This is a genomic window from Rhodococcus sp. KRD162 (genome assembly GCF_017168335.1).
GTDB lineage: Bacteria > Actinomycetota > Actinomycetes > Mycobacteriales > Mycobacteriaceae > Rhodococcoides.
On sequence record NZ_JABFAU010000013.1, the window covers coordinates 52,879 to 65,274 of the forward strand.

Here is a 12,396-nt window from a genome sequence, read left to right on the forward strand (position 1 = left end):
TCCATGACCGCCACCTTCCCGCTGCCACTGCCAGATCTCGCCGTCCGCACCCTCGGAGGCGCAGTCGTGTGGGCAAACGACGAGACGTTCGCGGAGAAGGAGAATCTGGTCAGCCCGGGCAAAGCCGACTATTCGACGGCGACGTTCGGGCACAAGGGCCAGATCTACGACGGCTGGGAGACCCGACGACGACGCGAGGCCGGATACGACGAGGCGATCGTCCGTCTCGGCGCGCCCGGCGTCGTGTCCGCGATCGTCGTCGACACCTCGTGGTTCACCGGAAACTATCCGCCGGAGATCTCCGTCGAGGCTGCCGAGGTGGACGGCTTTCCGTCCACCGACGAGCTGCGCACACAGACCGAATGGACCACCATCGTTTCCCGTAGCCCGGTCGACGGCGACAGTGAGAACAGGTTCCAGGTCGCCTCAGATGCACGGTGGACGCATGTGAAGCTGTCGATCTACCCGGACGGCGGAGTTGCGCGCCTGCGGGTACTCGGCCGGGGCACACCCGACCCGAAGTTCCTCGCGGCCGGTCCGGTGGACCTGGCTGCGCTCGAAAACGGTGCCTACGTCTCGGCGTGCTCCAACATGTTCTACAGCTCCCCCAACAATCTGCTCTTTCCGGGACCTCCACGGTCGATGGGTGAGGGCTGGGAGACCTCGCGCAGACGCAACGATGCGAACGACTGGGTTCAGGTCCAGTTGGCAGGAACCGGGTTGATCCGCCTCGCCGAGCTCGACACCACCTGCTTCCTCGGCAACGCGCCGGGCTCCGCATCGCTTCGTGGACGTCTGGGAGACGGCGAGTGGATCGAGCTGTTGCCGCGCACGAGGCTGCAGCCCGACACCCGGCATCGCTTCGTCCTCGACCACGAGGCCCCGGTGTCGGAGGTCCGGATGGATATCTACCCGGACGGCGGCATGGCGCGATTGAGACTGTTCGGTGATCTGCAGGAGTGAAGCCCGCGGAACGACCCTGATCTGCAAGCCTCCTGCGTAAACGCTCGCGGGGCAATAGGGTTGGAGAATGTCCCGGCTACTTCATCCGAATGCAGCCCATGTCGCCGACACGCTGATTTCGCGCGGCCATCACGGTGTGGTGGTGAACAGTCCGGAGGGCACCCACACCGCTGCCGATGCCGCTGCGGCGCTGGGTGTCGATGTGGGCGCGATAGTCAAGTCGATGGTGTTCCTGTTGGGCGACGAGCCGGTGCTCCTGCTGGTGTCGGGTGCGCACAACGTTCATCTCGACCACACGGGTGCGCGTCTCGGCGGCACGTTGCGGCGCGCAGATCTCGAGACGGCGAAGCACGCCACCGGGCAGCCGATCGGCGGAATCGCCCCGGTCGGTCATCCGACCAATCTCGAGACTTTCATCGACCAGGATCTGGCCGACTACACAGAGATTTGGGCCGCCGCTGGGCATCCCAACACGATCTTCCGGTCGACGTTCACCGAGTTGCTGCGGATCACCGCCGGTTTGGCCATCGACGTCCGATGACCCGCTAGGGCGTGCGGGGACGCGTCAGCCTGCCGTCACGTCACGCTGATCGTCTGCGGGAGTGGCGCACGGGGATCCCACCCCGGCGGTCCCGTCGACCAGGTCGGGAAACGGCCGAGGGTCGGGCACCGGATTCCACCAGCCGGAGTCCTCGGTGTAGTTCCACTTCGGTCCGCAGTCCACGAGAGCGGCCACGGCGTCGACCAGTCGGGTCACATCGGCCGAGGAGCTGCCGAGCCCGATGCTGGCTCGAACGGCTCCTGCCGGGTGCCCCAGCCTCGCGAGCAGCGGATGTGCGCAGAATTGTCCGTCTCGAACGCCGATGCCGTGCTCGGCGGACAGGTACGCTGCCACCTCGCCGGGGTCGCGTCCGGCCACGGTGAACGTGACGATGCCGACGCACTCGGGGGCGTCGGTCCACACGTGCAGCTGCTCGACGCCCGGCAGAGCTGCCAGCCCTTCGCGCAGCCGGGCCGACAGTTCCTCCTCTTGGTTTTGCGCTGCGGCGTCGTCGAATCCGGCGATGGTCTCGCAGGCCGCGGCGAGTGCGGCGACACCCAGTACGTTGGGGGTTCCCGCCTCGTGTCGCTGCGGCGCCGGAGCCCACTCGGTGTTGTCGACGCTCAACCGGCGCACCGCGCCGCCGCCGGCCAGGTACGGCTCGCCGAGGTCGAGCCAATCACGCTGTCCCACCAGCACTCCCGCGCCGAACGGGGCGTACAGCTTGTGCCCGGAGAACGCGAGGTAGTCCACGCCGAGTGCCGCGATGTCGATGCGTCGGTGCGGCAACAGTTGGGCACCGTCCACCACGATGCGGGCGCCGTGCCGGTGCGCCAGTGCTGCGAGTTCGGCGATGGGCAGAACTTCGCCGGTGACGTTGGATGCGCCCGTGATCGCCAGCAGCGCAGCCGGTTTCGCAGCCAGTTCGGCCTCGAGCCGGTCGATCGTCTCGGCCAATGTCGACGCTGCCGTCACCACGCGACGATCACGCCACGGAAGCAGATTCGCGTGATGTTCGATATCGAGCACCACGGTGTCGCCGGGTACACATCCAGCAAGCAGGTTGAGTGAGTCGGTGGTGTTCCGGGTGAACACCACCACCGAATCTGTCTGTGCACCAACAAAATCGGCGACCGTCACCCGCGCCTTCTCGTAGGCCGCCGTCGATACCCGCGAGGCGTAACCTGCACCGCGGTGCACGCTCGAGTAGAACGGCAGCAGGTCCGCGATTCGGTCCGTCACCGCCGCCAGCGCCGGTGCACTGGCGGCGTAGTCGAAGTTGGCGTACGTGCACGTACCGCCCTGTACCAGGGGCACCTGCAGATCCGTGCCCGAAACAGGGGCAAAAGGAGTGCAGGGTCGAGAAAGTACAGACGTCATGGCAACACCCTCACGTTCGAGGGACCCGCAACCGGAGCAATGGGTGAACGAGTCCGCGCTTGCCGCGCCGGTTCTCCGGCCACAGCCTGGTCGTCACCCGGAGCACCCCACCGCGGAGGAGGGTTGCCGACCAGCTAGCCGGGGCTCGATGCTGGTACTCGTGACCGTGGGGAAGACCCTCGCAAACGTCCAGCAGTTTTGTCAAGCCCGGCCCCGCGGTTGATCGCTAGTAGGATCCTCGCAGTGCGACAGAGAGTCCGTTCACCTTCTGGCAAACCGAACGTGAGATAACCAACGACGCTGCGGCCTCCCCTGCCGCGGCTCGACAAGCGCTCCACTGCCCCACGAACACGAAGGACACCTGGTTGTCTGTGCACGAACAACATGGCGATTCCGCGGACTCCGGTCTTGCCGGCCATTCCGTAACCACCGATCTCACGGTAGAGGCTGCTCCTGCCCAGTACCTTCGCTCGTCTCTCGCCGCACCGCCGCGCACGCTGATCGACGTCCTTCGCGCTACCGCAGAGCGCTTTCCCGACGCCCCCGCCATCGACGACGGTGCCGTCGCTGTCAGTTACAGCGAGCTGCTGGACGACATCGACGAGGGGGCCCAGTGGCTCGCCAATGCCGGTGTTCGGCGCGGCGATCGCGTCGGCATCCGCATGCCCTCGGGTTCCTTCTCGCTCTACGTCGCCATCCTGTCCATCCTGCAGGTCGGTGCCGCCTACGTTCCGGTCGACGCGGACGATCCGGAGGAGCGCGCCGAGCTGGTCTTCGGGGAGGCCAAGGTGACGGCCATCGTCACCGCTGGCGGAATCGCGGCCGGGACTGCGCCCAGACAGGATCGCGCCGAACACGACTCCGGTCCCCCCACCCCCGAGGACGATGCGTGGGTCATCTTCACCTCGGGGTCGACGGGCACTCCCAAGGGTGTCGCCGTCAGTCATCGCAATGCGGCGGCGTTCGTCGACGCCGAGGCCCGCATGTTTCTGCAGAAAGATCCCCTCGGGCCGGGCGACCGAGTGCTCGCCGGCCTGTCGGTGGCGTTCGACGCCTCGTGCGAGGAGATGTGGCTGGCGTGGCGGCACGGTGCCTGCCTGGTGCCCGCGCCTCGGTCGCTCGTGCGCTCCGGCTTCGATCTGGGCCCGTGGCTCGTCTCCCGCGACATCAGCGTCGTCTCGACGGTGCCGACGTTGGCGTCGTTGTGGCCGGCGGTGGCGTTGGAAGCGGTGCGGCTGCTCATCTTCGGCGGCGAAGCCTGCCCTCCGGAGCTGGCCGAGCGGCTCGCCGTCGAAGGCAGGGAGGTCTGGAACACCTACGGCCCCACCGAAGCGACCGTTGTCGCGTGCGCCGCGATCATGGACGGCACCGGCCCGGTCCGCATCGGTCTGCCGCTCGACGGCTGGGACCTGGCGGTGGTCGATGCTTCGGGCGCTCCGGTTCAGGTCGGCGAGGTCGGTGAATTGGTCATCGGTGGTGTCGGGCTCGCGCGGTATCTCGATCCGGCCAAAGACGCCGAGAAATACGCGCCGATGCCCTCCCTCGGGTGGGATCGGGCGTACCGGAGCGGCGACCTGGTCAAGCTGGAGCTCGAGGGTCTGCTGTTCCAGGGCCGCGCCGACGATCAGGTCAAGCTCGGTGGTCGACGCATCGAACTCGGCGAGATCGACAATGCGCTGCAAGCACTTCCGGGTGTCGGCGGCGCCGCCGCTGCGGTCCGCAAGACGGGCGCGGGCAACTCCGTTCTGGTCGGTTATCTCGCCAGTACCGACCCGAATTTCGATCTGGAGGCCGCCCGTGCGTTGCTGGCGGAGCAGCTGCCGTCGGCGCTGGTGCCACGGTTGGCGTTGGTCGAGGAGATGCCGACGCGCACCTCGGGCAAGGTCGACCGCAATGCTCTGCCGTGGCCCCTTCCCGGTTCGGCCGGGGCGTCGGCGCTCGGCGGGACTGCGGGGTGGGTGGCCGAACTCTGGGCCGACATCCTCGGAGCCCAGATCACCGACGAGAACGCCGATTTCTTCGCCAACGGCGGCGGTTCGCTCTCGGCCGCGCAATTGGTGACGGCATTGCGCGAGCGGTTCCCGGAGGTGACCGTCGCGCAGCTCTACGACCACCCGCGACTGGGTTCGCTGGCGCAGTACCTCGACGATCTAGAGCCCGTCGTCCAAGCCGTTCCCCGCGATGTGGTTCCGACCTCACGGGTGGCGCAGTGGGCACAGATTCTGGCGACGGTTCCGTTGACCACTCTGACCGGGTTGCAGTGGGTCACCTGGCTCGCGTTGTTGTTCAACGTGATGGCCTGGTTCGACGACGTGTCGTGGGCTCCGACGCTGTCGTGGTGGTGGATCCTTCTCGCGTTCGTCTTGTTCATCACCCCGGTGGGCCGGATGGCGATTTCGGTGATCGGATCACGCATCCTGTTGGCGGGGTTGAAACCCGGTGCATACAAGCGCGGCGGCAGCATGCACATACGGCTATGGGCAGCAACCCGATTGACCGATGCCAGCGGCGCATCGAACCTCTCGGGCGCGCCGTGGATGGTCTACTACGCGCGTGCACTGGGTGCCACGATCGGCAAGGGCGTCGACCTGCACACACTGCCGCCGGTCACCGGCATGCTCGAGTTGGGCGACGGCTGCTCCATCGAGCCCGAGGTGGATCTGTCCGGGCATTGGATCGACGGCGACCTCGTCTACATCGGCGGCATCGAAATCGGTGCCGGAGCCACCGTCGGTGCCCGCTCGACCCTGCTGCCCGGCACCAAGGTCGGCAAGAACGCCGTCGTGACCGCCGGTTCTGCCGTCGTCGGACGGGTCAAGGCCGGGCAGATGTGGTCCGGTTCCCCGGCGCAGAAGGTCGGCAAGGCCGACCACCCGTGGCCTGCCGAAACACCGCCCCGCGCAACTCGGTGGGTGTTCGCCTACGGCCTCGCATCCCTGTGCCTGTCCGGCATGGCCCTGTTCTCGATCGGGGTCAGCCTCGTGCTGATGGGCTGGTGGATTCACACCGCCGACTCAGTGCTCGACGCCTTCGAACGTGGTCTGGTGATGTTGCCGGTTGCCACGTTGGTCTCGCTCGCGGTGTTCGCACTGATCACCGTGGTGGCGGTGCGGTTGCTCAGCATCGGGCTCGTCGCCGGGTACCACCCTGTGCGCAGCCGAATCGGCTGGCAGGTCTGGGCAACCGAACGTCTGATGGACTCGGCGCGTACGTTCCTGTTCCCCCTCTACGCCTCGCTGTTGACACCGCATTGGCTTCGACTGCTCGGCGCGAAGATCGGCAAGGACGTCGAAGCGTCGACGGTGCTGATGATCCCCAAGTTCACCACCGTCGCCGACGGCGCGTTCCTGGCCGACGACACCATGGTCGCCAGCTACGAGCTCGGCGGCGGCTGGATGCATCTCGGCGACGCCAAGGTGGGCAAGCGGGCATTCCTCGGCAATTCCGGTATGACCGGTCCCGGACGAACCGTGCCGAAGAACGGCCTGGTCGCTGTTCTGTCCGCAACTCCGGACAAGGCCAAGTCCGGCTCGTCGTGGCTCGGCAGCCCACCGGTGCGATTGCGTCGAGCCGCAGGCAGTGCCGACTCCTCCCGCACGTTCGATCCCCCGATGAAGTTGAAGGTGGCTCGATCGCTCGTCGAGACGTGCCGGTTGATTCCGGTGGGTGTGACATTCGGTATCGGGCTTGCGGTGTTGTTCGCTCTGACCGCTCTGGCGGACTCCGTCGGGTATTGGTTGGCGGCGTTGCTCAGTGGTGTCGTCCTGCTCGTCGCAGGGTTCGTCGCTGCTGCTGTCTCGGCGGCGGCGAAGTGGCTGTGGGTGGGCCGGATCGGCAAGACCGACCATCCGCTGTGGAGTTCGTTCGTCTGGCGCAACGAGGTGGCCGACACGTTCGTCGAGACCGTCGCCGCGCCGTGGTTCGCGCGTGCCGCCGAGGGCACCGCCGTGCTGAACATGTGGTTGCGGTGGCTCGGAGCGGATATCGGCCGGGGTGTGTGGTGTGAGACCTACTGGCTCCCGGAGGCAGATCTGGTGACATTGGCCGACGGTGCGACGGTCAATCGAGGGTGCGTTGTGCAGACGCACCTGTTCCATGATCGGATAATGTCCATGGACACTGTCGATCTCGGCGCAGGCGCAACCCTGGGTCCGCACTGTGTCGCACTGCCGGCTTCCGGTATCGGCGACGGCGCCACCGTGGGGCCCGCTTCTCTGGTGATGCGCGGCGACACCGTTCCCACGCATACTCGTTGGCAGGGCAACCCGATCGCGCCGTGGGCCAAGGGTGACCCTTTTCCGCGGATTCGCGACGACCGAGACGAGGGGTGATCGTTCGTGGCAGACAGGCTCGTAGCACCGGTTTTCGATGTCGATTCCAGTGACAATCCGATAGATACGTACCTTCCGCAGAACGGCAACCGCGGCTATCGCGTCTCGCGCTACGAACTCGACCTCGAGTACAAGGTCGAGAGCAACCGGCTCAGTGGCAAAGCGAAGATCACCGCCGTCACCACCGCGACGGTGACGAAGTTCGCGTTCGATCTCGGCCCGGCGATGAACGTGACCAAGGTGTCGGTCAACGGTTCACGCTCGGTGAAGTTCAGCCATCAGCGGGGCAAGCTCAAGATCACCTCGGCCAAGGAGATCGCGTCGGGTGCGGCGTTGGTGGTGACGGTGACGTACGGCGGAACTCCCAAGCCCATCAACGGTTCCTGGGGTGAGGTCGGTTGGGAGGAGCTCACCGAGGGATCGATCGTCGCCAGTCAGCCCAACGGTGCCGCGTCGTGGTTCCCGTGCGACGACCATCCGGTGTCCAAGGCCAGCTACGGCATCACCATCACCACCGATTCGCCGTACTACGCGGTGGCCAACGGTACGTTGGTGCGCCGTCAGACCCGCGCGAGCCGCACCACCTGGGTGTACGAGCAGCCCGAGCCGATGGCGACGTATCTGGCGACCATTCAGATCGGTCCGTACGAGCATCGCATCGTCAGCCCGGGGCCGGTACCGATGAAAGCGATCACTCCGCCGCGGCTGCGCGCGCAGTTCGATCACGATTTCGGCCGCCAGCCGCAGATGATGGATACGTTCGTACGGCTGTACGGCCCTTACCCTTTCGCGTCGTACACGGTGGTGGTCACCGATGACGATCTCGAGATTCCGGTCGAGGCGCAGGGATTGTCGATCTTCGGAGCCAATCACTGCTCCGGCTCTCGGCACTACGAGCGCTTGGTGGCGCACGAGCTGGCCCATCAGTGGTTCGGCAATTCGCTCACTCTCGGCAAGTGGGCCGATATCTGGCTGCACGAGGGTTTCGCCTGCTACTCGGAGTGGATCTGGGCCGAGAACTCCGGCGGCGCGAGCGCGCACGACAAGGCCGAGCGGGCGCACTCCATCCAACGCGGTTTGGCCATGGACATGCAGCTCAGCGACCCCGGTGCCGAGCGCATCTTCGACGACCGCGTCTACAAGCGCGGCGCTCTGGCTCTGCACGCATTGCGCTGCACCATCGGCGACGAGCGCTTCTTCGGCCTCATCCAGGAGTGGACCTTCAAGTACCGCTACTCGACGGTGGCGACCGCCGATTTCACCGATCTCGCCTCCCGTTTCGGTTGCCCCCGAAGCTTCTGGGACGCATGGCTGGTAGACAAGCAGTTGCCGTCGTTGCCGTGATCTGCGCTCTGCGACACGGCCGTTCGGACCCGGCTCAGCGATACCCGAGCGAGACGATCAAGCCTGCGACCGCATAGCCGTACAGCGCGGTGGTCGCCAGCCCTTGCCGCCAGAAGCCCGTCGGGAACGACGCCGCCCACCGCCCCTTGCCGTCCAGTCGTAGATCGCAGGGAAAGTCGCTGATCACCATGGCCGATGTCGGCTGTTTCGAGTGCGCGAGCACCACGCCGGTGGTGAACGGCAGACCTCGAACGAACAGGTGACCGCGGGCCTGCCCGGCCCGGTACCGCACCGCGGATTCGGTGACAGTACCTGTGTACCAACGTCGTTGGACGTTCCATCCGGTGGCGTGTGCGACGCGAAGGTTGCGGTCGCCGCGCAGTGCGGTGTCGACGGTCTCGATGTCCGCGATCGTTCCCCACCGCAGCATCGACCACCACCGCCTGATCGCCCCGATACGCCCCGCCACTGCGCCCGTCAGCACGACCGCGAAGATGTACGGCACCAGTGCGGGATGGCTCGACCAGCATGCGGCAGGGACGATCACTGCGAGAAGAAACCAGTAGGCCTCGCGCCGGTTCCATACCGTCGCACCGGCGAGCGCCACCGTCGGAGGGACCCGATGCGGCGGGGCAGTGCGCGCGGACTGCAGCATGATGCCGCTGATACTAACCTCCGTCGTGCGCCTTTTGCGTACCTGGAGGTACGCAAAAGGCGCACGACCCCTAGGGCAGGTGAGCCGACGTTCGCGACCGAACCACGAGCCCACACACTGCCGCCGACAGCGCACCGACACCGAAGATGATCGGGTAGGTGACCACACCGGGCCACGTCTCGGTCAACGCCGAGAGCACCGCGGGGACCGCGAAGCCGAGATAGGTCAGCGAATAGAACACCGCGGTCAGACCCGCGAGATCGTCGGGGCCCGCGATCCGTTGCACCTCTTGCAGACCGGAGACCAGCGCCATGCCGTAACCACACCCGAGCACGGCCGCCGCGATGAGGGCAGCAGCAATGGTCAACACCGACGCCGCCCATGCCGCCACTGCCATGCCGACCACCAACAGCGACAGCGCAACCAGCGCTCCACGCGCACTGGCGGGCGTGTCGATTCGACGCCCCACAGCCTGGATCGCGAAGCCGGACCCGAGCGCGATCACCGCCATGGCAGCAGAAAGCGCCACGGGATAGCCGCCGCCCGACTCATCGGCGAGAGCATCGGCCATCAGAGACGGCAGCACCGCATAGGCGACGCTGGCGGCACCGAAGACCCATGGTGCCAGGGGCAGCACGACGAACAGAAAGCGTCGATGCGACGCGGACGGAATCTTCAGGTCCTCGAGCAGACGTGTGTTCGACGCTGCCGCAGTGCGTGTTTCAGGCACCGACAGCATCCCGATACCGGCCACGATGCAGATGACGACGTGCACGCCGTAGGCGAGGTGCGTCGGCCAGGGTGCCCATTGCGCCAGAACGCCTGCGACTCCGGCCCCGAGGGCAAATCCCGCGGTGAGCGACATCGCAGCCCGGCGAGCTCCTGGCCCCGCGGCCGCGCTGGCGTCGCGGCGCGAGAGTTCCTTGACCCAGCTGCCGCCGACGGCCATACCGATTCCCAGTGCGATCCCGCTGAGCACCCGGCCACCGAAGAGCAGGTAGGCGTTATCGGGTCCGAGGGCGATCAGGATCGATCCGGCCGCAGCAATTGCGGGGGCGGGCAACATGATCGGGCGTCGCCCGAACCGATCGGAAAGCGGCCCGCAGATCAGCATCGCCGGAATGATGCCCAGTACGTACGCGAACAGGAAGGTATCGACCACCACAGCCGAGAACCCGTGATCGAGCCGGTACATCACCAGCAGTGGCGTGAATTCGTTGCCGCCCCACGCCACGGCGAACATGCCTGACGCCACCAGCAGCCAGCCTCGCGCAGTCGTCTCGATCTCGCGGCGGTTCGTGATCGTCTCGCTCATCGTGTTTCCCCTCTGCCCGAACGCAGGCCGTGCACCCCGAGCATGTGCGTTTCGACGGCTCGCTCGAATCCGTCCGCGTCGCCCGCCTCGATCAGCTCGACGAGTCGGCGATGGTCGTCGACGATGCGGGAGATCTGCCCCGGATCACGCGTCACCGAGGCTGCGGTCATTCGACGCTGTCGCTCGCGAAGTCCGTCGTAGAACGCGTCGAGCAGTGGGTTACCGCCGGCGCGCACGACGGTGCGATGGAAGTCGGCGTCGACGTCGCTGAACTGCGCGGCCGTGCCGTCGACGGCCAGCTGTTGCTGCAGTCGTAGGTTCTCCCGCAGGGCTGCCACCACGGATTCGCGGGCTCTCGCGTCCTCGATGAAGGCGCGAACACTGCCTGCCTCGACGAGGCGACGCGCGTCGACGACGTTCTCGGCCTCACCGACCGCGATCGGCACGACCAGCGCCCCGCGCTTGGGATACAAGCGCATCCAGCCTTCGACCTGCAGACGCAGAAACGCCTCCCGTACGGGGGTGCGACTGATCTCCAGGCGGGACGCGATGTCGCCCTCACTGACGAGCTCACCGCCGGGAAGTTCTCCCGAGACGATGAGCTCCTTGACCGTCACGTACGCCGTATCGGCGGCAGATCGAAGCTCAGACACAACATAGATACTAGATGCACCTCAATCGACCCTGCGCGGTCAGGGCGCCTCCGAAGTCCACTCGATGTGACATCGACCCCCGAAAAGTCCACCGAATGTCACATCGACTACCGCCGGGGCTCGAGCACCCTCAGGGCACCCAGTGCCGCGCCGCGATGTCATCGATCACCGGGTCGCCGTCCTGCGCGGCGTCGAGTGCGTCGAGGTCCTCGCGCAATGCGTTCAGGCGCGGGTCGTCTCCCTCGGCCTGTTCGGCGGCGGTGCCGCCGTCGTCGGCGAGCTGGGCGAGCAGTTTCGCCCGCACTCGATCCCTCAGCGAGTCGCTCATTCGTCGTCCCCTTTCCTGAATACGCGGCGGGCCGTCGGGATGAGCGCGATGAGTACGCCCACCAGCACGATGATCGAGAATATTTCCAGTAACACTGCGACTCCTATCGATGTCAGGTCGGGGCGATCGCGGTGCCCCACGGGGTGTTGCGCACCACGGTGAACACGATCAGGGTTGCGATCAGAGCGATCCTCGCCGGTCGGTCGATGCGCGGCAGAGCCGGCGTGCGCCCGGTCCAGCGCGCTCGAAGCCACAGTGTCCACACCATCACCGCACCGACGGCGAGCACTACCGCAACGACATTGCTCGACGCGGCGGCCGCGAGGTCTCCACGGGTCAGATCGCCGATGGCTCGGGTGGCTCCGCATCCTGGGCACCACAGTCCGGTGAGGGCATGGAACGGGCACGGAAGATACGTCGAGGTTCGAGGGTCGCGAACACGAAGCAGCACTGCGCCACCGATCGCGGCCGCAGCAATACCGACAGGTGCGGCGATGCTGCGTCGCCGGGTCGGTGCCGTCATGGCTACCAGTCCATCACGGTTCGACGATGATCGTCGCGGTCATGTCCGGATGCGGGGTGCAGTGGTAGCCGAAGGTGCCTGCGGTGTCGAAGGTGTGGGTGAACCGACCGGTGGCCATCAGTTCGCTGCGGAACGAGTTGTCGTCGGCGACGACGTTGTGGGCCATCCCTCGGTCCGCGAACACCCAGGTGACGGTGTCCCCCACGGAGACCGTCAGAGTTCTGGGCGAGTACATCCGGTCGGCGACGGTGACCTGGTTGGCGACGACGGGTTCGGCGGGTGCGGCCGGGGTGGTTGCGGTGGAGCAGGCAGTCAACGTGATCAGCAGTGCCGCGAACAATCCGAATGCCTTCATACCCTCGA

At 66.5% G+C, this 12,396-nt stretch carries 11 protein-coding genes and 1 riboswitch; of the genes, 4 read left to right on the plus strand and 7 right to left on the minus strand.

Going from position 1 to position 12,396, the window contains the following annotated elements; translation table 11 throughout:
- Positions 1 to 3: 3 nt before the first annotated feature.
- Positions 4 to 963 (plus strand): allantoicase, encoded by a 960-nt coding sequence (alc, locus tag J1M87_RS17365; protein ID WP_206490756.1) that lies wholly within the window; start codon positions 4 to 6, stop codon positions 961 to 963.
- Positions 964 to 1,030: 67 nt separating this feature from the next.
- Positions 1,031 to 1,504: a YbaK/EbsC family protein gene (locus J1M87_RS17370; RefSeq protein ID WP_206490757.1), complete on the plus strand. Its 474-nt coding sequence runs from the start codon at positions 1,031 to 1,033 to the stop codon at positions 1,502 to 1,504.
- A gap of 24 nt (positions 1,505 to 1,528) precedes the next feature.
- Here J1M87_RS17370 and J1M87_RS17375 read toward each other — a convergent pair whose 3' ends face one another.
- Positions 1,529 to 2,884 (minus strand): aminotransferase class V-fold PLP-dependent enzyme, encoded by a 1,356-nt coding sequence (locus J1M87_RS17375; RefSeq protein ID WP_206490758.1) that lies wholly within the window; start codon positions 2,882 to 2,884, stop codon positions 1,529 to 1,531.
- 50 nt (positions 2,885 to 2,934) lie between these two features.
- Positions 2,935 to 3,050, minus strand: a riboswitch (SAM riboswitch).
- 199 nt (positions 3,051 to 3,249) lie between these two features.
- On the opposite strand from J1M87_RS17375, the gene J1M87_RS17380 reads away from it, so the two are divergent.
- Both J1M87_RS17380 and J1M87_RS17385 read left to right on the plus strand, forming a co-directional pair.
- The gene (locus J1M87_RS17380) at positions 3,250 to 7,215 is read left to right on the plus strand and encodes a Pls/PosA family non-ribosomal peptide synthetase (RefSeq protein WP_206490759.1); all 3,966 of its coding nucleotides are present in this window, start codon (positions 3,250 to 3,252) and stop codon (positions 7,213 to 7,215) included.
- 6 nt (positions 7,216 to 7,221) lie between these two features.
- Entirely contained in the window at positions 7,222 to 8,559 is a 1,338-nt protein-coding gene (locus tag J1M87_RS17385; RefSeq protein ID WP_206490760.1) for a M1 family metallopeptidase, read from the plus strand.
- A gap of 34 nt (positions 8,560 to 8,593) precedes the next feature.
- Here the strand turns inward: J1M87_RS17385 and J1M87_RS17390 are convergent, their stop codons facing one another.
- From J1M87_RS17390 to J1M87_RS17415, 6 genes are all read right to left on the minus strand, one after another.
- A complete protein-coding gene (locus J1M87_RS17390; protein WP_206490761.1) occupies positions 8,594 to 9,214 on the minus strand; it encodes a hypothetical protein in 621 nt (206 codons plus the stop codon).
- 70 nt (positions 9,215 to 9,284) lie between these two features.
- Entirely contained in the window at positions 9,285 to 10,529 is a 1,245-nt protein-coding gene (locus J1M87_RS17395; protein WP_206490762.1) for an MFS transporter, read from the minus strand.
- On the minus strand, positions 10,526 to 11,182 hold the full coding sequence (locus J1M87_RS17400) for a GntR family transcriptional regulator (protein ID WP_206490763.1): 657 nt from the start codon (positions 11,180 to 11,182) through the stop codon (positions 10,526 to 10,528). The genes J1M87_RS17395 and J1M87_RS17400 overlap by 4 nt, the downstream gene beginning before the upstream one ends.
- 130 nt (positions 11,183 to 11,312) lie before the next feature.
- The gene (locus tag J1M87_RS17405; RefSeq protein ID WP_206490764.1) at positions 11,313 to 11,510 is read right to left on the minus strand and encodes a hypothetical protein; all 198 of its coding nucleotides are present in this window, start codon (positions 11,508 to 11,510) and stop codon (positions 11,313 to 11,315) included.
- Positions 11,511 to 11,622: 112 nt separating this feature from the next.
- Positions 11,623 to 12,033 carry a DUF2752 domain-containing protein gene (locus J1M87_RS17410; RefSeq protein WP_206490765.1) on the minus strand — a complete coding sequence of 137 codons (411 nt, stop codon included), beginning with the start codon at positions 12,031 to 12,033 and terminating at the stop codon, positions 11,623 to 11,625.
- 13 nt (positions 12,034 to 12,046) lie between these two features.
- Entirely contained in the window at positions 12,047 to 12,388 is a 342-nt protein-coding gene (locus J1M87_RS17415) for a plastocyanin/azurin family copper-binding protein (protein WP_206490766.1), read from the minus strand.
- Between the last annotated feature and the right edge of the window lie 8 nt (positions 12,389 to 12,396).

Excerpts from the sequence above, each read along its gene's own strand:
- J1M87_RS17395 (WP_206490762.1), bottom strand. The coding sequence starts at position 10,529 with ATGAGCGAGACGATCACGAACCGCCGCGAGATCGAGACGACTGCGCGA.
- alc (WP_206490756.1), top strand. The coding sequence starts at position 4 with ATGACCGCCACCTTCCCGCTGCCACTGCCAGATCTCGCCGTCCGCACC.
- J1M87_RS17370 (WP_206490757.1), top strand. The coding sequence starts at position 1,031 with ATGTCCCGGCTACTTCATCCGAATGCAGCCCATGTCGCCGACACGCTG.
- J1M87_RS17415 (WP_206490766.1), bottom strand. The coding sequence starts at position 12,388 with ATGAAGGCATTCGGATTGTTCGCGGCACTGCTGATCACGTTGACTGCC.
- J1M87_RS17390 (WP_206490761.1), bottom strand. The coding sequence starts at position 9,214 with ATGCTGCAGTCCGCGCGCACTGCCCCGCCGCATCGGGTCCCTCCGACG.
- J1M87_RS17405 (WP_206490764.1), bottom strand. The coding sequence starts at position 11,510 with ATGAGCGACTCGCTGAGGGATCGAGTGCGGGCGAAACTGCTCGCCCAG.
- J1M87_RS17410 (WP_206490765.1), bottom strand. The coding sequence starts at position 12,033 with ATGACGGCACCGACCCGGCGACGCAGCATCGCCGCACCTGTCGGTATT.
- J1M87_RS17375 (WP_206490758.1), bottom strand. The coding sequence starts at position 2,884 with ATGACGTCTGTACTTTCTCGACCCTGCACTCCTTTTGCCCCTGTTTCG.